At 67.7% G+C, this 21,691-nt stretch carries 16 protein-coding genes and 1 pseudogene; 12 read left to right on the forward strand and 5 right to left on the reverse strand.

What is annotated here, in order from left to right; all coding sequences use genetic code 11:
* Positions 1–70 precede the first annotated feature (70 nt).
* The 3 genes from OOK07_RS32160 to OOK07_RS32170 all read right to left on the reverse strand — a co-directional run bounded on the left by OOK07_RS32160 (position 71) and on the right by OOK07_RS32170 (position 3,756).
* Entirely contained in the window at positions 71–1,180 is a 1,110-nt protein-coding gene (locus OOK07_RS32160) for a hypothetical protein (RefSeq protein WP_266685275.1), read from the reverse strand.
* Positions 1,181–1,193: 13 nt separating this feature from the next.
* Positions 1,194–2,699 (reverse strand): FAD-dependent oxidoreductase, encoded by a 1,506-nt coding sequence (locus tag OOK07_RS32165; RefSeq protein ID WP_266799922.1) that lies wholly within the window; start codon positions 2,697–2,699, stop codon positions 1,194–1,196.
* Positions 2,700–3,372: 673 nt separating this feature from the next.
* Positions 3,373–3,756 (reverse strand): transposase, encoded by a 384-nt coding sequence (locus OOK07_RS32170; protein WP_266799924.1) that lies wholly within the window; start codon positions 3,754–3,756, stop codon positions 3,373–3,375.
* A gap of 360 nt (positions 3,757–4,116) precedes the next feature.
* Here OOK07_RS32170 and OOK07_RS32175 point away from each other — a divergent pair, with 360 nt between their 5' ends.
* The 10 genes from OOK07_RS32175 (at position 4,117) to OOK07_RS32220 (ending at position 14,385) form a co-directional block, all read left to right on the forward strand.
* Complete coding sequence (locus OOK07_RS32175; protein WP_266685278.1) at positions 4,117–4,626, forward strand: PhzA/PhzB family protein; 510 nt, start codon at positions 4,117–4,119, stop codon at positions 4,624–4,626.
* Positions 4,627–4,673: 47 nt separating this feature from the next.
* A complete protein-coding gene (locus OOK07_RS32180; protein WP_266685279.1) occupies positions 4,674–5,840 on the forward strand; it encodes a 3-deoxy-7-phosphoheptulonate synthase in 1,167 nt (388 codons plus the stop codon).
* Positions 5,841–5,864: 24 nt separating this feature from the next.
* Entirely contained in the window at positions 5,865–6,488 is a 624-nt protein-coding gene (locus OOK07_RS32185; protein WP_266685280.1) for an isochorismatase family protein, read from the forward strand.
* Complete coding sequence (locus OOK07_RS32190; RefSeq protein ID WP_266799926.1) at positions 6,485–8,350, forward strand: anthranilate synthase family protein; 1,866 nt, start codon at positions 6,485–6,487, stop codon at positions 8,348–8,350. Before OOK07_RS32185 ends, OOK07_RS32190 begins: the two co-directional genes overlap by 4 nt.
* Entirely contained in the window at positions 8,347–8,700 is a 354-nt protein-coding gene (locus OOK07_RS32195; RefSeq protein WP_266799928.1) for a hypothetical protein, read from the forward strand. Before OOK07_RS32190 ends, OOK07_RS32195 begins: the two co-directional genes overlap by 4 nt.
* Positions 8,701–9,534 (forward strand): PhzF family protein, encoded by an 834-nt coding sequence (locus OOK07_RS32200; RefSeq protein ID WP_266799930.1) that lies wholly within the window; start codon positions 8,701–8,703, stop codon positions 9,532–9,534.
* Between the two features lie 13 nt (positions 9,535–9,547).
* Positions 9,548–10,186, forward strand: a complete 639-nt coding sequence (phzG, locus tag OOK07_RS32205; RefSeq protein ID WP_266799932.1) for a phenazine biosynthesis FMN-dependent oxidase PhzG — start codon at positions 9,548–9,550, stop codon at positions 10,184–10,186.
* 106 nt (positions 10,187–10,292) lie between these two features.
* Complete coding sequence (locus OOK07_RS32210) at positions 10,293–11,393, forward strand: phenylacetate--CoA ligase family protein (RefSeq protein ID WP_266685286.1); 1,101 nt, start codon at positions 10,293–10,295, stop codon at positions 11,391–11,393.
* The gene (locus tag OOK07_RS32215; protein ID WP_266799934.1) at positions 11,393–12,757 is read left to right on the forward strand and encodes an aldehyde dehydrogenase family protein; all 1,365 of its coding nucleotides are present in this window, start codon (positions 11,393–11,395) and stop codon (positions 12,755–12,757) included. The genes OOK07_RS32210 and OOK07_RS32215 overlap by 1 nt, the downstream gene beginning before the upstream one ends.
* A gap of 113 nt (positions 12,758–12,870) precedes the next feature.
* Entirely contained in the window at positions 12,871–14,385 is a 1,515-nt protein-coding gene (locus OOK07_RS32220) for a GMC family oxidoreductase (protein ID WP_266799936.1), read from the forward strand.
* 342 nt (positions 14,386–14,727) lie between these two features.
* Here OOK07_RS32220 and OOK07_RS32225 read toward each other — a convergent pair whose 3' ends face one another.
* Both OOK07_RS32225 and OOK07_RS32230 read right to left on the reverse strand, forming a co-directional pair.
* Positions 14,728–15,708 carry an Lrp/AsnC family transcriptional regulator gene (locus tag OOK07_RS32225; protein WP_266685291.1) on the reverse strand — a complete coding sequence of 327 codons (981 nt, stop codon included), beginning with the start codon at positions 15,706–15,708 and terminating at the stop codon, positions 14,728–14,730.
* Positions 15,709–16,610: 902 nt separating this feature from the next.
* Positions 16,611–16,890: pseudogene (locus OOK07_RS32230) on the reverse strand (IS481 family transposase); the annotation flags it as partial.
* Positions 16,891–17,036: 146 nt separating this feature from the next.
* Between OOK07_RS32230 and OOK07_RS32235 the strand changes: the two are divergent.
* Complete coding sequence (locus OOK07_RS32235; RefSeq protein WP_266799938.1) at positions 17,037–18,737, forward strand: DUF4192 domain-containing protein; 1,701 nt, start codon at positions 17,037–17,039, stop codon at positions 18,735–18,737.
* A gap of 977 nt (positions 18,738–19,714) precedes the next feature.
* Positions 19,715–21,634 carry a glycogen debranching N-terminal domain-containing protein gene (locus tag OOK07_RS32240; protein WP_266799940.1) on the forward strand — a complete coding sequence of 640 codons (1,920 nt, stop codon included), beginning with the start codon at positions 19,715–19,717 and terminating at the stop codon, positions 21,632–21,634.
* Positions 21,635–21,691: the final 57 nt, after the last annotated feature.

Raw genomic sequence — 21,691 nt, forward strand, 5'->3', positions numbered from 1 at the left:
GCCTGATGCATTCACGGCCGCGCCCAAACTTCCTGAAGCAGCATTCAAGCACTATCGGTACACCGGCGGTTCATGCGACGGACGCTGCCGGATTGCTTCCGGCAGCCGCCTTGACGGTGTCACCCTGCGGGAAATTTCGGACCGTCGCGAAGTTGAACGCCTTGTCGCGAATGGTGATTGTCCACGAGAGCCCAGACCTCTCGCCCACGGTAAGTCCCAACACGATGAGCGGCATGTGCCATTCGTACTTCACGAGCGTGCCTTGGTCCGCATGAGCGTCCGAGCCGTCGTGCGCCGATACATTGCCGTAGTTGTTGACGGCGAAGACGTCGGCCGTGGCAATCATCTTCCCGATTCTGGTCTGGCCGGCTTCGATGAAGTCTTCTCGCCGCTCGACGCGAGACAGCAGGTCCATCTGCCGCTGCTCCTCGGCGCGATAGTAGTCACGGATCTGGACTCCCGTGCTTTGCGCGATGACGCTTCGCGGCACCGTCAGGAACTGAAGCGAGTTGCCAAGGGGCAGCTTCGGCGAGTAAAGACTGTTCTTGAGGACGAACATGTTTGCGCTGTCGCGGTCAAGGAAATCCGCCCTCATTTTTTCCAAAAAGGGGCCGATCTTGACCGGCGAGTCAGAGCCTTCGGTGAACGTGACGGGGAGTTCTTTGCTCGCGCCGGAGGGAGAAGTCTGGGCGGGCGGCAAGAAGTCTGCCAGCTCATCAGCCCGGATCCCCAGCTCTGCGAGGCCTTGGGTGATCTGGAAGCCGTCCTGCCGAGTCTTCAGGGTCCTCATCAGCGCCTGATGGAATCGGAAAGTCTTGTATCCGTCTTGCAGCGGAAACGGCACGCACGTAAAGACGCCCTGCAGGTGCGGGTCGGATCGGTAGGTGACGGAAGCGAGCAGAAAGCTGTCGTAGTAGCTTTCGTACTTTTCCGCGAGGAGGCCTTGGAAGGACGAGAGGGGGAAATCCTCAGGAGTGTCGAAGGTCAGCTCCACCAGGTGGCACTTGGAGAAGAGCGGATTTCCCCGAAAGAAGTGCGTCATGGCCTCCTCGAACTCGGTGAGATCGAAGGCCCTGTCAACCTTGTACGTGGAGAGCGCCGGAAAGAACTGTGACGCATCAATGAACGGGAACGTGGTCAGGGAGAGCCGAAGGACTTTGTCGGCGATGGAGAGGGACATTGGGTTTCCTCCATTAACTGGTGTGTGCCGGGAAGCGCCGTCGGCGATTTCTCGTGAAAACGCGCCACATGGTGCCCGGGGTGCACAATGTTGTCGGCGGTTCAAGCAAGTACTGGACTTTCAGGAATTTCTCGGCCACGACCATGTCCGTTTCGGCTGCGGCGAGCACCTTGTCCATGTAGGAGTTGATGAGCCGCACGGGAAGTGGTCTCGCGCCTTCGATCTGAGGCAGGGCCAGGTCACTGCCGGTCGCCATCTTCCAGGCGACGCCGATGGGTTTGGAGGCCTTGCGGAAGAATCGTTGCCCGACCTGATCCAGGTCACCGCTCAGCGAGTCACGCAGCGCCATCGCCTGGAGCGAGGCCACCGTCATCCCCTGGGCGTAGATGGGGTTGAAGCTGGATATCGCATCGCCCACCACCAGCAGCCTGCGCGGGAATCGGGTCAGCTTCTCATAGCGACGGCGCACGCTCGCCGGGAACCGGTGCGCGGAAATCTCGCTGAGCGGCTCAGCGTCGCGGATCGCCGCGAAGACGTGTTCGGGAACCAACGGCCTGGCGAACTCCACCCACCCGGCGGGGTCGGTCGGCGGATGGTGGTCGCGGTAACCGATCAGCGTCAGGACCCAGCGGCCGTCCTCTTCCTCCAGGAATTCCGCGCCCTTGGGGCTCCCCGGTGCGTGCCCGATGATCACGACCTTCTCACGGCCCATCGAACCAGGGGCCGGCCGCAGATACCGGCTGGTGTACATGATGTCGACGTCGATACGCTCCTCGAGCGGCGGCTCGTATCCCATCTCGACCAGCCACTTGGTGGTCCGTCCGGACCGGCCGGTCGCGTCCACCACCAGGTCCGCGGGGATCACGTCCTCAGAGCCGCTGCTCACGTACCTGACACGCACACCGGTGACAGCGCCATTGTCCGGGGTGGTCTCAAGGCCGGTGACCTGGCACTCGTCGATGAGCTTGATCTTCGCGAGATCCCCGATCCGGGCGCGGAGCCGACTCTCCAAATGCGGCCGGCTCGGCTGGTAGGTGCGGGACAGGTCGGCGTACGCGCCGTCCATGCACAACAAGTGCCCGCCCAAGCTCATCCGCAGCTCGGCAGGTCCGTCGATGACGGGCGCGCCACCGGCGACGAAGTCGTCGAGTATCCCGGGGAACAACTCCTCGAAGATCTTCGCACCCTTGGAGAGCAGGCCGTGAGCGTGGCGGCCCTGCGGCACACCTCGCCGCTGAGTCCGCTGCCCCTCCGGCAGCTGGTCACGCTCTACCACCGTTACCCGGTCGAATGCCTCGGAGAGCACCCGGGCGGCGAGTAGACCCGAGATACTCGCTCCCAGCACCACCGCATGTTCACCGATACGCTTCACTGGAATTCCTTCTGGTTGGGCAAGTGTCTTGTGTGGGGTATGCCATGCAAGATATGGGTGATCGCGGCCGATGCTCGGGCGATAGTTTCCCGAATCCTTCGGTATGGAAATCGCCGAGGTATGCGGTGCGCAGCGCCCCGCGAACATAAGTGCCCGATAGGTTTGGCCACCGCACGGGGCGCAGTATTGGCTTATTCGTTCCACCGAGCGCGGCTCGCGTGGCCGAAATTCACGTCGGATGCGAGGCTCCAGCGCGCGCCGACGGCCAGGCCGGCGGCACGGTCCGGGCACCGGTGCCGGTCCGGAGCTCCGGCCTGCCGGTAGTAGTGGTCGCGGGCGTCCCTCATATAGGGGAGAGGAGTGCAGGCCGACGGGCGGGCCGACTCCGGGACGGTCGACTGGCTGGCCGTCGCTCTGAGCCCCGCTCGGTGCACCGCGGCTCGGAACTCGTAACACGATCATGGTTGCGCCTCGTTGATCCTTCGCCAGTAGATAAGGGGGATGCGAGTGAGTCGCGGAGGCCGAGGCGTAGTGCTCAGCGGGTGGCGAGGCGCTTGAACTGATGGAGCGGGGCGAAGGTCCGCTCGACGACGTAGCGGAGTTTGCCGAGGCCGCGGATGCCGGGCTCGCCTCGACGGGAGATGACAGGCAGGACCGGACGCCGGGTCAGCTCGCGTCGGACGTGCCGACTGTTGTCACCCTTGTCACCGGGAGGGGACTCGGGCCGCGGACGGGTCGGCCAGGGCGAGTGCCTGGGTGATGTCGGGGACGTGGCCGCCGGTCGTGATCACTTTCAGCGGCGTGCCGCTGCCGCCGCGGATCAGGTGGTGTTCGCTGCCCGACTTGCCGCGATCGACCGGCGACGGATCAACCCCGGCACCCCTCTTTTCGCCCGCACGCGGGAGAAGTCCACGCAGGCGCGCGTCCAGTCGATCCGCCGGGCCGCGTGCAACTCCGCGAGCAGTATCCGGTGGACCTGGTCGAACACCCCCGCTTCCGTCCACCGGCACAGCCGGCGCCAGCAGGTCTGCCCCGAGCCGAAGCCCAGTTCAGGCGGCAACTGCTGCCAGGTGATGCCCGTGAACAGTACGAACAGGATCCCCTGCAGGCACAGCCGGTCGTCCACCGGCCGCGGTCCCGGGGAGCGCTCCGGCCACGGCGGCAGGACCGGCTCGATCAGCGCCCACAGCTCGTCATCGACCATCCACGGTGCACTCACACCACCACAACGGACGAATCGTCACACCGGGCACGGCCCACCAGCCCACAGCCACAAGATCGTGTTACGAGTACTCGGGCAGAGTCGCGCCCGCCATGGAGCAGATCCTTCAGACGGTGATACCGGCTGGAATTTTTCGGTCAGACAGCGGCGATCGGCTTCCCGTACCAGCCAGGGTATGAACAAGATTCCGCCTACCCGCCGTGCGCGGGAGGGGGGCTCAACGGAAATCTCATGAACCAATCCATGATTATGCTGTTTCGGCGTCGTCATGACTGGTTTTGTCTGCCTGCCCTTTTGTGCGCGTGGTGATCCCGCTTTACTTCGGCACTACAGGAAGAGCCAATGGTCGACATCACCGGCACCGCTGAAACCACCGATACGTTGTCCAGGTCCCGCGGCGACGCGGAACTGCGAGCGAGCAACCGTGCGATCGTGAAGCAGTACATGAATACCCGCGGGGAGGATCGCCTGCGTCGGCACCTTCTGTTCACCGAAGACGGCACCGGTGGTCTCTGGACGACCGAAACCGGGCAGCCGATCGTCATCACGGGCAGAGACCGACTGGGTGACCACGGCCAATGGTCGCTCAAGTGCTTCCCCGACTGGGCCTGGACGAACGTCGAGATCTTCGACACGCAGGACCCCAACCAGTTTTGGGTCGAATGCGACGGCGAGGGAACGATCCGCTTCCCCGACTACCCCGACGGCCACTACCGCAATCACTTCCTGCACTCCTTCCTGTTCGAGAACGGGAAGATCAAGCGCCAGCGCGAGTTCATGAACCCCTGCCAGCAGTTCAGGGCTCTGGGCATCGCCGTCCCTCAGGTCAAGCGGGCCGACATACCGACCTGAACGCCTTTCGCCGGGCGTCTTCTTATCAATCAATGGAGAAGGTCGTTATGGGAAACATCCTTGCCGACATCGAGAGATCCCAGGCGCGCCATCAGCCCGATTGGGACAATCCCGCACAGGTCGAGCTCGTACGAGCGATGCTGTCATCCGTCACACCGCTGGTGACCGCGGCGCAGGTAGAGAACTTCCGCTCCCACCTGGCCCGCGTCGCCACGGGCGAGACGCAGGTGCTACAGGCCGGGGATTGTGCGGAGGACCCGGCCGAGTGCACCGCCGGGCACATTCAAGGCAAGGCCGGACTCATCGACCTGCTCGCCCAGACCCTGGAGACCGCCACCGGCAAGCAGACGCTGCGGGTCGGGCGGATCGCAGGGCAGTTCTCCAAGCCCCGCTCCAGCCAGGTCGAAAAACTCGGCGATGACGAACTGCCATCCTTCTTCGGGCACATGATCAACGGGCCGGAGCCCACCCACGAGAGCAGGCGTCCCGATCCACTGCGCATGCTTACGGGCTACATGGCGGCGCGGGAGATCACGACGCAGCTCGGGTGGGTCGGATCAGCACCTCGGCTTGGCGGGCCGGCTGTCTGGACCAGCCATGAAGCGCTGCTCCTGGACTACGAGATGTCGATGCTCCGAGAGCTCGACGGCGGTCGGCACCTGCTCGGCTCCACCCACTGGCCGTGGATCGGCGAGCGGACCCGGCAGATCGACGGCCCGCACGTCGCACTGCTCGCCCAGGTGGCCAACCCGGTTGCCTGCAAGGTCGGCCCGTCAATGACCGCCGGCGAGATCGTCGAGCTGTGCGACCGGTTGGACCCGGAGCGGGAGCCGGGCCGGCTTTCACTCATCGTGCGCATGGGCGCCGACCTCGTCGCTGACAGGCTGCCCCGGCTCGTCGAGGCTGTGCAGTCGGCCGGGCACCCGGTGATCTGGCTCAGCGACCCGATGCACGGGAACACCGATTGCGCGGCTGACGGCACCAAGTACCGGCTTGTGGAAACCGTCGCCCGGGAAGTCCGCGGCTTCCGGCGGGTCCTGGACCTGGCGGGGGTTCCGGCCGGGGGGCTTCACCTCGAGGCGACCCCCGACGACGTGACCGAGTGCGTGCTGGACACGGCCGAGCTGGGGTCCGGCCCCGTCACCAGCCTGTGTGATCCGCGACTCAACACCCCCCAGGCCATCAAGGTGGTCTCGGCGTGGTCCGAGTACTGAGATTCCTAGAGAGCGAGCCTTGTGATGACGGGAATACCGCCGATCGCGCCTTACAGACTGCCGCCGAGGGATGCGCTGCCGGAAAACACCGTGCGCTGGACCGTCGACCCGGATCGGGCGGTGCTCCTCATCCACGACATGCAGAGCTATTTCCTCAAGCCCTTCGAGGACGGCATGCGCAGCGAATTGGTGAGTAACATCGCCGACCTCAAGAAGCGCTGCGGAACGCTGGGGGTGCCGGTGGCCTACACCGCCCAGCCCGGCGGGATGACGGACCGGCAGCGGGGGCTCCTGAAGGACTTCTGGGGCCCCGGCATGCGCACTGACGAAAGCGAACGCGCGGTCGTTCCCGAAATCGCACCCGACGCGGACGACTGGGTGAGCACGAAATGGCGCTACAGCGCGTTCTTCGGGTCGGAGCTGCTGCAGAGCATGCGCGCGCTACAGCGTGACCAGTTGATCATTTGCGGCGTCTACGCGCATATCGGTGTGCTGTCGACCGCTTTGGAGGCGTTCTCCCACGACATCCAGCCCTTCCTGGTCGCCGACGCGCTCGGCGACTTCTCCGAAGACCGCCACAAGATGACCCTCGAATACGCGGCACGGTGCTGCGCCATGGTGGTCCGAACCGAGGACGTGCTCGCATGAGCGCCTTGCTTGATCAGGTTCTCGCGCTGGAACTACCCGCCTTCGCGATCATCCACCGTCCCGAAAGCGGCTCCGCCGGCACGCTGGACGTCCTGACCGGGCAGGTGACCGAGTACAAGTCACTGGACGACATCCCGCTGGCCGACGACTCCGGGCCGGGTCCCGCGCTCGACACCCTGGTGCTCGTCCCCTACCGGCAACTGGCCGATCGCGGCTTCGCCGCGCGGGACGACGCCACGCCCCTGCTCGCGATGAGCCTCACCGCTCGCGACACGGTGCCGGTCGCCGAAGCACTCGCCGGTTTCCCGCAGGTGCCGACGGAATTGGCCGACGGACACTTCGACGTGGACGACGACGCCTATGCGCAGATGGTGCGCCAGATCGTCACCGAGGAGATCGGTACCGGCGAGGGCGCCAACTTCGTGATGAAGCGCTCGTTCGTCGCGGACATCGGCGACTACTCGCTGACCAGCGCCCTGTCGTTCTTCCGGCGGCTGGTGGAGCGCGAGGAGAAGGCCTACTGGACCTTCATCATCCACACCGGCCGCAACACCCTCGTCGGTGCGACACCGGAGCGCCACGTCTCGCTCGTCGGCGGCACGGCCGTCATGAACCCGATCAGCGGCACGTACCGGTATCCGTCCGGCGGCCCCAGCTTGCACGGGGTCATGGAGTTCCTCGCCGACACCAAGGAGACCGACGAGCTCTACATGGTCCTCGACGAGGAACTGAAGATGATGGCCCGGCTGTGCGATGACGGCGGGCGCGTCCACGGGCCGTACCTGAAGGAAATGGCGCGGCTGGCGCACACCGAATACCTGATCGAGGGCAGGACCAACCGCGATGTGCGCGAGGTCCTGCACGAGACGATGTTCGCCCCGACCGTCACAGGGAGCCCGCTGGAGAGTGCCGCCAAGGTCATCTCGCGCTACGAGCCCAAAGGACGCGGCTACTACAGCGGGGTCGCCGCGCTGATCGGACGGGATGCGGCCGGACAGCAGACACTTGACTCGGCGATCTTGATCCGGACGGCCGACATCGATCCCGGCGGCCGGATGAACATCTCCGTGGGAGCCACACTGGTGCGCCACTCCGACCCGATGGCCGAGGCGGCCGAGACCCACATCAAGCTGGCGACCCTGCTCGACGCGCTCAAGTCCGACCGTTCATCCGGCTACGCGGCCGACCCGGAGGTCCGCGCCGCCCTGGAGCGCCGTAACGAGGGGATCGCGGACTTCTGGCAACGGGACAAGGATGACCGCCCGTCGGCCGGGGCCTCGCTGGACGGCATGACGGCCCTGGTCGTGGACGCGGAGGACACCTTCACCGCGATGCTCGACCAGCAGTTGCGGTCACTGGGCTTGTCCGTGGAGGTCCGCCGCTTCGACGAACCGTACGACGTGGCGGCCTACGACCTGACGGTCTTCGGTCCCGGTCCGGGAGATCCGCGGATGACCTCCCACCCCAAAATCGCCAAGCTGCGGCAGTCGATCGACACCGCCCTGGCGAGTCGCCGGCCGCTGCTGGCCGTATGCCTGAGCCACCAGGTGCTCAGCACGAAGCTCGACTTCGAGCTGCACCGGCGCGAGGTACCCAACCAGGGCGTACAGCGTGAGATCGAACTGTTCGGCTTGCCCGAACGAGTGGGCTTCTACAACACGTTCGCCGTGCACAGCGCGGTGAGCGAGCGAACCGTCGAAGGGATCGGCGTGGTCGAGGTGAGCCGAGACCAGGAGACCGGCGAGGTGAACGCGCTACGTGGGCCGGGCTTCGCCTCGATGCAGTTCCACGCCGAGTCGGTGCTCACCGTAGACGGCCCGCGCATCATCACAGAGGCGATACAGGGGGTGCTCGGGCGATGAGAGTGGATGTCGTCTGGTGGGACCTGGCCAGGTCCCACCAGACCGTCGAATCCCTGGAGAAGGATCTTCGTGACGGCTCCGTCGAGCCGTGGCACGAGGTCAAGGGACTGCGCCTGAAGCTGTGGATCGCCGACCGTGAACGCGGCCGTTGGGGCGCGGTCATGTGGTGGGACTCGGACGTTCCGGCAGATCAGCAGCTGCCCCCCAACCGGGCGGCCGAGCTGATCGGGTACGCACCCGACCACCGCGCCGGCTTCGACGTCGCAGCGGTGGCCGAGGGGATCGACTCGCTCGGCCTCGCCTTCTACGCCGGGCCCTCGGTACCGGCACAAGCCCTGGAGCGCCGGTAAATGCACCGATACATGGTCGTAGACGCTTTTGCCAGCCAGCCCCTGCTGGGCAACCCGGTCGCCGTCTTCTTCGACAGCGAGGATCTGACCGGTGAGACGATGCAAAGCATCGCGAAGGAGATGAACCTCTCCGAGGTCACCTTCGTGCTGCCGGCCGAGCAGGACGGCGACGCTCGGATCAGGATCTTCACTCCGGTGAACGAACTGCCGTTCGCCGGGCACCCGATGCTCGGTACAGCCTTCGCGCTCGGTCGGACCCGGGGACGCGACAGGCTGCTGCTGGAGACCGCGATGGGTGCCATCCCGTGCGAGCTGGGCACCCGCGACGGCGCCCCGTGGGCCCAGATGGAGCAGCCGGTTCCCAGTTCGAAGCCCTACGATCTCGCCACGGAGCTCCTGGCCGCACTCGGGGTCGGGTCGTCGACGGCCCCGGTCGAGATCTACCACAACGGGCCGCGACACGTTTTCGTGGGGCTGAGCGACGTTGAGGCGCTTTCCGCACTCCACCCGGATCACCGCGCTCTCTCGCGCTTCCCCGACATGGCCGCCAACTGCTTCGCCAAGGCGGACGGGGGTTGGCGGACGCGGATGTTCTCCCCCGCCTACGGCGTGGTCGAGGACGCGGCGACCGGTTCCGCTGCCGGGCCTCTCGCGATTCACCTGGCCAGACACGGGTTCGCCGAGTACGGGCAGGAGATCAAAATTACCCAGGGAGTGGAAATGGGACGCCCGTCGGTCATGAGGGCGACCGCCGAAGGGGTCGGCGAGTCAATCAGCTCGGTCCACGTCGGCGGGCACGCAGTCGTGGTTGCCGAGGGGAAAATCAATGTCTAGTGGGGGGCCTTTCATGGACGCCAGTGGATTCGAGTCCCTCAGCGGAAAGGTCGACCTCCCCTTCCCCGAGTACGACAAGCCGCCGGCGGACCCTCTCCAACTGGTGCGCAGCTGGCTTTCCCAGGCACGGGAAATCGGAGTCCGCGAGCCCACCGCGCTGGCACTGGCCACTGCGGACTCCCGCGGCCGCGCCTCCAACCGGGTGGTCGCCATCACCGATGTCACCGACCTCGGTCTGGTGTTCAGCAGCCACAGCTGCAGCCAGAAAGGACGTGAAATCGCGGCTACGGGATGGGCGTCGGGTTTGCTGTACTGGCGAGAGACCGGTCAGCAGATCATCGTCTCCGGTCCGGTCGAGCTGCTGCCCGACGCCGAGTCGGACGCCCTGTGGTCCGCCCGGCCGATTCCGTTGCACGCCATGTCGACGGTCACCGAGCAGAGCGAGCCGCTGGAGGACGTCGAGGCTCTGCGCGCCAGGGCACGCAGCCTGGAACTGACCGGGGAGCCCCAGCCACGGCCGGAGTTCTTCGTCGGCTACCGGCTGCAGCCCGACGTCGTCGAATTCTGGTCCGCGAGCTCGGACCGGCTGCACCGCAGGCTGCGCTACGACCGCGACTCGCTCGAGTGGCGTACGAGCCGGCTGCAACCGTAGCCCCCGCTCCTTCGACAAACCCTCCTGGCGCTCGCCGCCTTTCACGGCTTCGGCGGCCTCTTCGTCGTGCCCGGACACACCCGACCCTTTCCATGAGGAAGAGACAATGCCTCTTACCGCAGACCAGATCCTGGATCTTCCGTTTGACGTCCAGCCCGATCCGGACGAGTTCATCCGCGCCGCCATGGAGTGGCATTTCAATCCCGAGACCGGCTGCAAGTTCTGGCTGGACCGAGCCGCTACTCTCGGCTTCGATCCGCGAGCCGATGTCAAGACGCACGAGGACCTCCGGCTCTTCCCGAACGTGGCCGCGGAGCTTCGTGACGTCCGTGGCGAGGACCTGATTCCCAGGGGATACGGAAATCAGCCCGACGTGGTCGGGTTCTTCGAAAGCGGCGGCACCACCGGCGCTCCGAAGCGGGTCGTTCTGATGCGGGACTGGCTGGACCGCATGGTGAGCTGGAGCAACGCGAACCTTGACCGCCACGGTGTGCCGCGCGGAGGGAACTGGCTGGGAATCATCCCGACCGGGCCGCACGTCGTGGGCACCCTGTTCCGGCAGCACGCCGTGACGCACGGCCGCCATGGCTTCACGATCGACCTCGATCCGCGCTGGGTGAAGCGGCTCATCGCCGACGGCCAGTTCGGGCAGGTCGACGCCTACGGCCAGCACCTCATCGACCAGGCCGCCGAGGTCCTGCGGACGCAGGACGTCGGCCTGCTCACCATCACGCCCCCACTGCTGGAACGGCTGGCCAGGGACGAGAAGCTGGTCGCCCTGGTGAACGAGCGGGTGAAGTGCATCAGGTGGGGAGGCACTCAGATGGACGCCGACTCCCGGCACCTCTTCAAGACCGAGGTGTTCCCCGAGGTCGCGCTGTGCGGCGAGTACGGAAGCACGATGATCATCGGGGTCGCGGGCGAGCGCGCCGGGATCTCCCTCGACGATCCGTGTGTCTTCGACTCGTTTTCCCCCTACGTGACCTTCACGGTCGTCGATCCGAAGAGCCTTGAGCCGGTGCCCTACGGAGAGCGGGGCCGGGTGCTGGTCAACCACGTCAGCAAGTCCTTCCTGCTGCCCAGCAACCTGGAACGTGACCTCGCCACTCGGATTCCTCAGGTGAAGGGCCTGGTCGGGGACTCGGTCGCCGACATCTCCACGGTCGCGGTCTTCGAGGACGAGGACGTCATCGAGGGGGTCTACTGATGATCGACCTGCCCGCGCTCGGCGCAACGGGGGCCTACCGCTCCAGGAACATACAGACGGTCACCGATGTGGCAGGCACTGCCCTGGCGGAACTGAGCCTCGTGCCGCCGCTGTACGTCAACCGCACCATGGCGGCGCTGCGCCGGAGCAGCGTCATGCCGGCCGACGAACGGGCCGACGCGATGATCCGCGCGTCCAAGCTCTTCGAAACCGCGACGATCGACGGCCTGACCGTCGAGGAGTACCAACACGCTGTCAGCAGGGTCGGTGGCGTCCCGATCTCCTCCGTCGTCACGGCGACCACGACGGTCGCCGAGCGGGTGGCGAAGGCTCATGCGAGCGTCCAGTACGCGTGTCCGCGGGGGGCGGTCGACAACTGGCGCGATCCGCTGACGCGGACCGGGCGTTCGGTGTGGACACGGCGCGGAGACGTGTTCGCCGTGCACGCCGCGGGCAACCACCCCGGGACCCACAGCATCTGGCCGGAGGCACTGGCGCTGGGCTACCGCGTCGCGGTCCGTCCGTCGAGCCGCGATCCCTTCACCCCGCACCGGCTTGTGGCGGCACTGCGGAGCGCGGGATTCGCGGACGACCAGGTGGTGCTCCTGCCCACCGACCACGCCGGTGCCGACGCCATCCTGCACGGCGCCGACTTGGGAATGGTGTACGGCGGCGAAGAGGTGACCCGCAAGTACGGCGAGGCCGCGACGGTGCTGCCGCAGGGGCCGGGTCGGTCGAAGATCCTCATCACGGCCGATGTGGACTGGCGTGACCACCTGGACGTGATCGTCTCATCGGTGAGCGGCCACGGCGGGACCGGATGCGTGAACACGACAGCCGTCTTCGTGGAGGGCGACCCGACTCCACTCGCCGAGGCGGTCGCGGCGCGGTTGTCCGCCGCGACCCCCTTGCCGCCCGAGGACGACAAGGCCGTACTCCCCGTACAGCCGGTCGCGGTCGCCAAGGCGATCGAAACACACCTGCTCAAGAAGGCGGCGTGCGCCCGGCCCTGGCTCGGCGGCGACGGCGTCGTGGGCGAACTCGGGGACGGGAGCGCCGCGCTGCTGCCCGCCGTCTTCCAACTCGACGATCCGGCCGCTCCGCAGGCAGGTGTGGAACTGCCGTTCCCTTGCGTGTGGATCGCGCCGTGGACACCCGAGGCCGGCACGGAACCGCTGAAGAACACGCTCGTGCTCAACGCGATGACCCACGACACCCAGCTCGTCGACCGCCTGCTCGACGAGCCCACCATCAGCAACCTGTACCTGGGAAGCCAGCACACCCACTGGATGGATCCCTCGGTACCGCACGACGGCTACCTGGCCGACTTCCTCATGCGGAACAAGGGTGTCATCCGGAACTGAACGTGGTTCTGGCAAGGCTCACGTTCGCACCGTGAGCGCCGTTCCGTGGCGCCCGCGGCAGCTCGCCACCGGAACGCTCCCTCGCACTCCAACGAGACCGAAAGGGTCCTACCGTGTCCCACTCCGTCGAACCGGCCGACGTCCTGATCGTCGGCGGCGGGTCGGCCGGCACAGTGCTCGCCGCGCGCCTGAGCGAGAACCCCGCCCGGCGCGTCGTGCTGCTCGAGGCCGGGCCGGACTACGGCCCCACCCACTTCCCCGACGCCCTGCTCGACGCCAACCGCATCGCCGATCTCGATCACGACTGGGGATACACCTCGCGGGGCGGGCGGCTGAGCCCCTCGATGGTCGCCCTGCGCGGCAAGGTGATGGGCGGGAGTTCCGCCGTCAACGCCGGCGCCGCCCTCCGCGCCCGAGCCCGCGACTTCGCCCGCTGGGCCGAGAACGGGCTCGACGACTGGAGCTTCACCGACGTCCTGCCGTACTTCCGCGCCCTGGAAAACACCCCCACCGGCGAGGACGAGTTTCACGGGCGAAGCGGGCCGATGCCCGTGCGCCAACTGACCGACTCCGAGCTGACCCCCGCGCATCGTGGCTTCATCGACGCCGCAGTCGCCCTTGGCCACAAGCGGATCAGCGACTTCAACGGTGCCGAGCAGGACGGCGTCGGAGCCTTCGCGGTCAACGTCCTCGATGGGATCCGACAGAACACCGCACTGGTCTACCTCACCGCTGAGGTGCGCGCTCGCCCGAACCTCACGGTGCACGGTGCCGTCACCGTCGACCGGGTCCTGTTCCGCGGTGGCGGTGCGACCGGAGTGGTCACCGCCGACGGGACCGTGCACCATGCCGACGAGGTGATCCTCTCTGCCGGGACCTACGGAAGCGCGGCGATCCTGCTGCGCTCCGGCATCGGCCCCGCCGGCGAACTGGCGTCGCTCGGCATCGAGCCCCTCGCCGACCTACCCGTCGGACAACACCTGCAAGACCACCCCTTCTGCCCCGCGGTCTATGCACTCGCCCCGGGGCGAGGGGAGATGGCTCCGGCCCTCGGCGCACTGCTGTGGACCGCCTCCAGCGAGGCCGCGGACGGTGAACTCGACCTGAACGTCGTCGCGGTGCATCCCAACGGGGCTCCGTTCATGCCCGCCGGCGGCGTCATCGCCCTGTCCACGGCTCTCGTGCTCCCCGAGGCGCAGGGCACGGTGCGCCTCGCCAGCCGCGACCCGCTTGCCCAGCCCCTGATCGACCACAACTACCTCGGCACCGAGCGCGACCGCCGACGCATGCTCGAAGGCGTACAAATCGCCCGCCTTCTGGCCCGTGACCCGGCACTCGCGCCGTCGCTCGCCGGCCTTCTGATGCCGCGCGAACTGCCCGACGACGCCGAGGAACTGACGCGGGTGATCGAATCCAGCCTCTCCATCTACGGTCACCCCACCTCCACCGCCCCCATGGGTGGCGCCGACTCGCCTCAGGCCGTCGTCGACTCCCGCGCAGCCGTGCACGGAATCGCCGCCCTGCGTGTCGTGGACGCTTCGATCATTCCGTACGTGCCCTCCAGCGTCACCAACCTCACCACGATGATGATCGCCGAACGCATCGCCCACCTCGTCTACAACCACTGATGACCCTGGGCTGCCGAGAGGCCGGCCAGTCACCTTGATGATTCCGGGGTCGAGCCGCGGGCCCCGCGTACCTGCACGTCACCGCCACTTCCCTCGGCTGAACTCGACGGGAGTTCAGCCGAGGGAAGCCCGGCTCGGGGCGCGGCGAGCGCCGGGTCCGATGGATGCGGTGGTTCTGCGCACTTCACGCAGCCAGGCCACGTCATCAGACCTCTGGCCGAGGAAACGAGGCTCACGCTACGGATCTGCGGGAGTCGGGGGGTGAGATTCCCTCGGACTCCCGACAATTCGCACGATGCTGAAACCCTGGACTGATCGACTGACGGAGGCTCCGAAACCGCGTCAGGCTGAATTGCTACGTCTGGGGCTGCTCTGCAGGAACGGACTGCAGGCTTTCAGGTTCTTCTGGACAGGACTTGTTTCGAGCATACGGATGGAGTCCAGCGCGCTGAGCCTGTCCGCCAGGTAGTCATGCAGTTCACTGGGACTCTTGCACAAGACGAGGGCCACCAGGTTGGTTGGGCCGGTGGTAGAGGCCAGGAAAGCCAATTCCCTGTGTTGGATCAGGGTGCTCGCTACCTGGTTCAGGTGCGCGGGGGCGACAGACATCCACAGCAGGGCTTGCGTGGTGATGCCGTATACCTCCGCACTGATCTCGACGTCGAAGGTGAGCATGCCGCTGGCCTGCAAAGCAGCGATTCGGCGCGTAATGGTCGAGGAAGACTGGCCGGTCTCGGCGGCGAGGCCTGTGTAGCTGATGCGGCCGTTATTCTGCAATGCGCCCAGCAGGTGCCAGTCCGCCTGGGTCAGGGATGAGCGGCACTTGGGCTCTCCGGCGTCATCCGACGAGTCGAGTGCTCGACGCAGTTGTTCCTGCTGCTCGTTGGTGAGAGCGGTGGTGTGCCCCTGCCATGCGGTGGGTCCGCCTAGATAGGTATGCAGCAGGCGGTGCGCCGATACCTCGGCAATGTTGGCCACACGAGGGATCTCGCGGAACAGCAGCGTATGGTGCGCCGCGGAGTTCATGACGAAGCATATTTCGGTTCCCCCGGCCACGAGCCGCACCCAGGTGGTGTCGTCCCGCCGAGCCAGGCTGTACGCGACACTCTGGGCGGTGTTCGGGCTGGCCGTGAGCCTCAGAATCCACTTCCCGTTTGACGGTTGCCGCGGGTTCACCACACCGACAACGCGAAGCGACAGCTCGCTGCTCAGCCGCCCGAAGCGACGGGCGACTGTTTGCGTGGAGACGCCCAGAACCTCGGCGATCCGGCTGAACGGCGCCCGACCGTCGATACGCAGGGCGTGAATGATGCAGTGGTCCAATTCATCGACTGCGGGGACCGTCGGCTCAGAAAAGTCCCCCAATGGCCGTCTAGGGCCATCGACGCTCAGCAAGGCTTGCTCAGCAAGGTTTGCAGCACTAGTTTCCCCCGGATAGCCTAGGACAGGACCTGGTCAATGGACTTGGCTTTCGGCGACGGCGTTTTTCATCACCAGGGCCCCGGTGAGTTCCGTTGCATGGTGATGATCAGTCAGTTCTCGTGATCCGTCATGCTTTGCCGGACTTGGCGCGCGGGAATGGAGTCCACAGTCGTGGTTTCAGGAATACGTGTTTGGTATTTCCGGCCTCGGACGTGAGACCCAGCGGCCTGGTGGTCCGTCAACAGCTGCACTCGTCCGCCGAGTACCGGCATCAGGTCCTGGATGACACCTTCGAGGAGAGGCGCCGCCGGGCCCGCACTGTAAGCTTGCCTGGAAACCCCTTCACCCGGCGCGACCTGGCATTCCAAGCGGTCAAGGCCGAACGATTCGGCAATATCGCACGCAGCCGTTACCACTACACCAGCCCCCCGACCAGCTCCTGAACCACTACGGACCATGACCATCACCACGATGTGGATATCAATAGGTCAAGAGGAACTCGCCAGGGTCCTGACTCATCGTCAGGAATCGGTCGGCGGAATCCACTAGGTCCAATCTTCGGGCGAGTGTACATGTTGTCGCTCTTCGTGGGTATGGCGGTTCGCCACAGGGTCCGCGCAGAAGGGCCCCAGGGAGTGAGCCAAAGATCCATGTTAGCGATTGCACAATCAGCTGCGGTGAGGCGGTCATAACCACTTGTCGGCACTAGGAAGCCGTTGTCGTACCGAACTTGAGCGGTGTGTTCTAGCAGCTCAGGCATGATGTCGGGGTCGGTGGGACAGGCTGGGAGCGTCGGGTTGTCGGGCCCGGTGCCAGAAGCCGGTGGCCGTCTCCTTCTTCTCGTTGGTGAGGATCTCGCTGAAGGCCAGGCGGGAGTGGTCGTCGACGGCGTTGTGCGGGTAGCTGTAGCCCAGGTTGGGTCGGCCGTGGCGGGTGGGGGGCGTGGGGCCGCGGTATGCGGAGCTGTTGCCGCCGCCCTGGGCCCTGCCGTTGACCTTGTGCCCCGCCGCCGTCGGGGATGTTGCCCAGTTTCTTGATGTCGACGTGGATCAGCTCGCCGGGACGGCCGCGTTCGTAGCGGCGCACGACACGGCCTGTGGTGAGACGCCGAGACGCCCTGGTAAGCGGAAAGACGGGCCTCACTCACTCGGTGATCGGCTTGACGTGTCCCTGGCCCGAGTTATCCACAGGGCAAAGCGGAGTATCGCGATCCGCGAGATCGTCTGCGCATGACGAACCACGGCGAAACCACTGGATCCCCCGATAACGGCAACGCCGGCGGACGTGAGGATCGCGAGCCCGACGACGGACACGGCGAGTCGCACGCGCGACGAGAGATGCCCGCCGGTCCGACCTCCCCCGGCGACCATGGCGGCCGCTACGAACACGGGAAGTGCGGCGGACAGGACGCGTACGCCGAGCGCCCGGGCCGCCGCCCGAACCAGGTCGACTGCACTGCCTACGACAGTCACGGCGCCGAGCACCAGGTCACGCTGCGCACGCCGGCCGAACTGGCCGACGCTCTGCCTTATCTGCTCGGATACCGCCCCGAGGACAGCATCGTCCTGGTCGCCCTGCACGACAGGGACAGCCGCGGCCGGTTCGGCGGCCGTGCCCGGCTCGGCATTCCCACCAGCGCCGACGACTGGGCGTCCGTGGCCGAGCAGTTGGCACACGGGCTCGTGACGGGCAGCGAGCGCAGAGGAGCCCGGCCCGAGCAGATGGTCGCCTACCTCTGCCAGGAACCGGCGAAGGGTGAGACAGGACGCCAGGTCATGGAGCGGTTGCGGCCCCTGGCCCAGAAACTGCGCGTCGAGTGCGGTCAGCTCGACGTGCCGGTGATCGAGGCGCTGTGCATCTCGGACGGCCGCTTCTGGTCGTACTGCTGCGTGAACGAGGCATGCTGCCCACCCGCCGGCCTGCCCATGGGGCTGCCCGGCACGTCCGTGCTGGCCGCCGCTGCCACCTATGCAGGCCTCCAGGTGCGTGGCACGCTGCGCGAACTGCGGGCCAGGCTGCTGCCCTGGGAGACCGCCGCGGCTCTGGAGCAGGAAGGCGCCCTGGACGCAGCGAGCATGGCGCTGGTCCCCAGGATTCTCGATGACGCCAGTCGCGCGGGCGTGGCCGAGGAGACACTGGAGATGGCCGCGCTGATCATGCGACGGCTGGCGGCCGCCCCGCCCGTGTCCGGCGCGCTCACAGCGGATCTCCGCGATGACGAACTGCTCGCACACGACGAGGCCGCGACCCTGATTCTCGGCCTGCAGGACCGCGCGACCCGAGACCGCGCAGCCGAATGGATGGAGGGCGAGGCGGCCGCTGCCGCGCTTCGGCTCTGGCGGGCACTGGCACGACGATGCGTCGGGTCCTATGGCGAACACGCGGCGGCGCCCTTGACCCTGGCGGGTTGGGTCGCTTGGTCCACGGGCGACGAACTGGAGGCCAGGGAGGCCCTCGCCATGGCACTCGGCGCGGATCCTTCCTACCTCTTCGCCCGTCTACTGCACCAGGCGTGCAACGAAGGCCTGGACCCGGAGTCGATCCGTCGCTGCTTGCGTGCGGAGCGGAAAGACCGCGAGCGGACGCCGGCCCAGCAGGCGCACGGCGGAGAGGAGATCGCGGGGCCGCCGGCAGTCGAGGCCGTTGAGCCGGTGCCGGTGCCGGCGCCGAAGGGGGCTTCCCGCGCGCGTCGCCGTGGCCGCCCCGGCAACACGGTCGGCAACCAGCCACGTTCGGCGAAGGCAGGGAGCCGGGGGAGTGGCGCGAGCGTTCCTCGCCCGCGGACGCGAGCCGTAGGCGGCACACGTCCGGGCTCCGCCCGCACGGACCGCTCGCGTCCCAGTGCCCCGGAGAAGGATGCCGCTCGCTGTCGCGACGATGGCCCCGGAAGCTTCCAGCCCGGAAGCGACAGCGTCGAGGGGGAGGCGTGAGCGATGCCCGGAGAACGCCGGCGGGGCCGGTCCGATCGACGACGGTCGCAGAACGATCCGCTTGCGGCACCAAGAAGTCGACGGAGGCGATGGGAGCCGTCGCCATTCGGTCGGGTCGGCCCTAAGGGGCGTGACCCGGGGGACTCCCTTTCCGTTCACCTGAGTGGCGGTACGCCCGGATGGCCGTGCCGCCCACAGCCCACGTCCGTCCGGATCCTCCCACCCGGCGCCGCACACAGCCGAGGTGCACCGAGCGCAGAAGAAGCCACCCCATGAATCAGCCGAATCCGTTCTCCGCCGCTGACGACGACCGCTCCGGCGTCGGCCGATCCGGGTTGTCTCCGCGGGCGGGTGCCGAACTGCCGACACACTCGGCCGGCATCGGCCGGTACGAGCCCCGGATCGCGACCGACGCCCCGCGTGTCTCTCCACTCGACGGCCAGACCTGGCGCCCGCCACCGGACGGCCGGGACTGGCGCCCGCCTGCACCGACGGACTGTCCCGGTTCCGGGCCCGACCGTCCCGGGCCGGGGTCCGGGGCAGACGATCAGGACAGGTCTCCCGCCGGGCCGACGGTCCAAGGACGCACCGTCGCTCGACCGAACACCGAGAGCCTCACCACCCCTCGATCGATCGAACAGTGCCCCATCACGGCCCGACCGGCGGACCAGCGCCCGATCGCCGACCGCCCGTGGGACCAGAGCGGCAACGCCGCTCGACCGCCCGCCCCGGGGCGGCCTGCACTGGATCCGCCCGACCCAAGTCACCTTGCGGTCCGGCCCATGCGCTCGGACCGGCCTCCGGTTCGGGCGGCCGATCCTGACCAGCTCTCGACTCAGTCCGCGGGCCGTGATCAATCCAGGTTGCGTTCGCTGAGAGTTGCCCCGTCCCCGTCCCCGTCCCCGTCCCCGTCACCGTCCCCGGGCCCGCTTCCGGCACTTCGCCGGTCGGCTGAGCTGCCGTCCACCCACAACGCCATGATCTGCGTCTCGCTCCCGGGGCTCGCCATCTCGACGGAGCAGGGGCAGATGACCGGTCAGGGGCTGGAGGGGTTCTACCGTGCGGGCAGGCGCCTGCTCTCCCGGTGCCAGGTCCGCGTGGCCGGGCGGGAACCGCTGGCGGTGCAGGCTCGGATGACCGCGGCCGACCGAGCCCGCTTCGTGGGCACACTGCGTGCCTCCCCGCACTCCGGCCCGGACCCGGACGTCGTTGTCGAGCGCTTGCGCCACGCGGACGGGACGGAGCGCATCACCTTGCACAGCGCAGCCCTACGGCCCCTGCGCGTGCCGGTCGAGGTCGCCCTCGGCACGGACCTGGCCGAGCTGGGCGCCATCGCGTCGGGCACGACGCAGCCCGAACTGCCCGCCAGTGTCCACGACTCGGGCCTGCGCTGGTCCTGCCCCACCGGGACCTCGTCGGTCACGGCGGATCCGCCCCCCGCGGACGCGTTGGCCTCCGCGGGCCTCCTGCGCTGGGAGTTCGAGCTGCCCCCTGGCGGCAGCAGAAGCGTCGAGCTGCGGGTGCGGCCGGACGGAGCAGGGTCCGGGCGGGCCGTGGGCCGCGCGCCGACGAGCCCGCTCGCCGCCGCTGGGGCGTCCGGTGACGACCCGAGGATCGAGCCGTTGCTGCGGACAAGCATCGACGACCTCCAGGCCTTGATGCTGCGCGACCGCAGCAACCCCGGCGATCTGCATCTCGCGGCAGGTGCCCCATGGCGCACCGGTCTCGCACCGGCCGACGCGCTCGCCGCGGCGCGGATGGCGCTGCCCCTCGGCACCCGCCTCGCCGCAGGCACGCTGCGTACCCTCGCCCGCAGTCAACTCCAGGGTGCAGGACCTCAGTCCGGGATGCTCCCCGGTCCGCGACGGGACGCGGGCACCCATCTGCCGCCGGGTTGCACCGGCACGGAAGCCACCCTGCTCTTCCCGGTACTTCTGGCGGAGGCCCGCCGTTGGGGGCTTCCCGAACCCGAGACGGAAGTGCTGCTACCGGCGGCCGAGCGCTGTCTGGGCTGGCTGCGTACAACCGTCGGTGACGGCACTTACTTGCGCGACCCGCATCCGAGCGGTCCCGTCCGTTGCGAGATGCAGGCCCACGCCCACCGCGCGGCTCTGCTGGGCGCCGATCTGCTCGACGCGTACGGGAGACCGGGCGGCGCCGAGCTGCGGTACTGGGCGCAGACGCTGCGGACGGCTTTCCGGGAGGACTTCTGGATCGACGACCCGACGGGTGGCCGACCGGCGGCAGCCCGCGCTCCCGACGGCACCCTGGTGCCACACCTGGGCGCAAACGCCGCCCATCTCCTTGACACCGGCCTGCTCGGCGGGGGCGAACTGGCCCCCGGACTGCTCGACAAGGTGCAGACCGAACAACTCGCACGACTGCTCGGCAGCCCGGCCATGGACTCGGGCTGGGGTCTGCGTGGACTGGGCGCGAAGGAAGCCGGATACAACCCGTTCGGCCACCGCAGCGGCGCAGTGCGGGTCCACGAGACGGCGATCGCCGTCGCAGGCCTGGCCGCCGCCGGCTACGAGAAGGAGGCGAGTTCGCTCCTGAGGGGCGCACTGGCGTCGGCAGAGGCCTTCGGGCACCGGCTGCCCGAGATGTACGGGGGCGAGCAACGCACCGACGGCAGCACTCCCCTCCCGCACCCGGCGGCCTGTCGCCCAGCCGCCACCGCGGCGGCCGCAGGCGTGCTGCTGCCGACCACGCTCGCGGGAATCCGCCCCGACGCCCCCGCCGGGACCGTCACGCTGAGCCCCATGCACAGCGCTCCCCTCGGCGAGATCGTCCTGACGGGACTCCGGGTCGCCGGGGCCTCCTTCTCCGTACGTGTCAGCCGGCTCGGCCTCGCCATGGTCGAGGAGGCGGCCGACGGGCTGCAACTGGGCGTGTGACCTTGGACGACGCAGCATCGCGCAACGGCAGGGACCAGATGGGAGGCTCAGATCGGA

This window comes from Streptomyces sp. NBC_00078, assembly GCF_026343335.1.
Lineage (GTDB): Bacteria > Actinomycetota > Actinomycetes > Streptomycetales > Streptomycetaceae > Streptomyces.

Coding starts and splice junctions, on each gene's coding strand:
- OOK07_RS32160 (WP_266685275.1), bottom strand. CDS start 1,180: ATGTCCCTCTCCATCGCCGACAAAGTCCTTCGGCTCTCCCTGACCACG.
- OOK07_RS32165 (WP_266799922.1), bottom strand. CDS start 2,699: ATGTTCGCGGGGCGCTGCGCACCGCATACCTCGGCGATTTCCATACCG.
- OOK07_RS32170 (WP_266799924.1), bottom strand. CDS start 3,756: ATGGTCGATGACGAGCTGTGGGCGCTGATCGAGCCGGTCCTGCCGCCG.
- OOK07_RS32175 (WP_266685278.1), top strand. CDS start 4,117: ATGGTCGACATCACCGGCACCGCTGAAACCACCGATACGTTGTCCAGG.
- OOK07_RS32180 (WP_266685279.1), top strand. CDS start 4,674: ATGGGAAACATCCTTGCCGACATCGAGAGATCCCAGGCGCGCCATCAG.
- OOK07_RS32185 (WP_266685280.1), top strand. CDS start 5,865: ATGACGGGAATACCGCCGATCGCGCCTTACAGACTGCCGCCGAGGGAT.
- OOK07_RS32190 (WP_266799926.1), top strand. CDS start 6,485: ATGAGCGCCTTGCTTGATCAGGTTCTCGCGCTGGAACTACCCGCCTTC.
- OOK07_RS32195 (WP_266799928.1), top strand. CDS start 8,347: ATGAGAGTGGATGTCGTCTGGTGGGACCTGGCCAGGTCCCACCAGACC.
- OOK07_RS32200 (WP_266799930.1), top strand. CDS start 8,701: ATGCACCGATACATGGTCGTAGACGCTTTTGCCAGCCAGCCCCTGCTG.
- phzG (WP_266799932.1), top strand. CDS start 9,548: ATGGACGCCAGTGGATTCGAGTCCCTCAGCGGAAAGGTCGACCTCCCC.
- OOK07_RS32210 (WP_266685286.1), top strand. CDS start 10,293: ATGCCTCTTACCGCAGACCAGATCCTGGATCTTCCGTTTGACGTCCAG.
- OOK07_RS32215 (WP_266799934.1), top strand. CDS start 11,393: ATGATCGACCTGCCCGCGCTCGGCGCAACGGGGGCCTACCGCTCCAGG.
- OOK07_RS32235 (WP_266799938.1), top strand. CDS start 17,037: ATGACGAACCACGGCGAAACCACTGGATCCCCCGATAACGGCAACGCC.
- OOK07_RS32240 (WP_266799940.1), top strand. CDS start 19,715: ATGATCTGCGTCTCGCTCCCGGGGCTCGCCATCTCGACGGAGCAGGGG.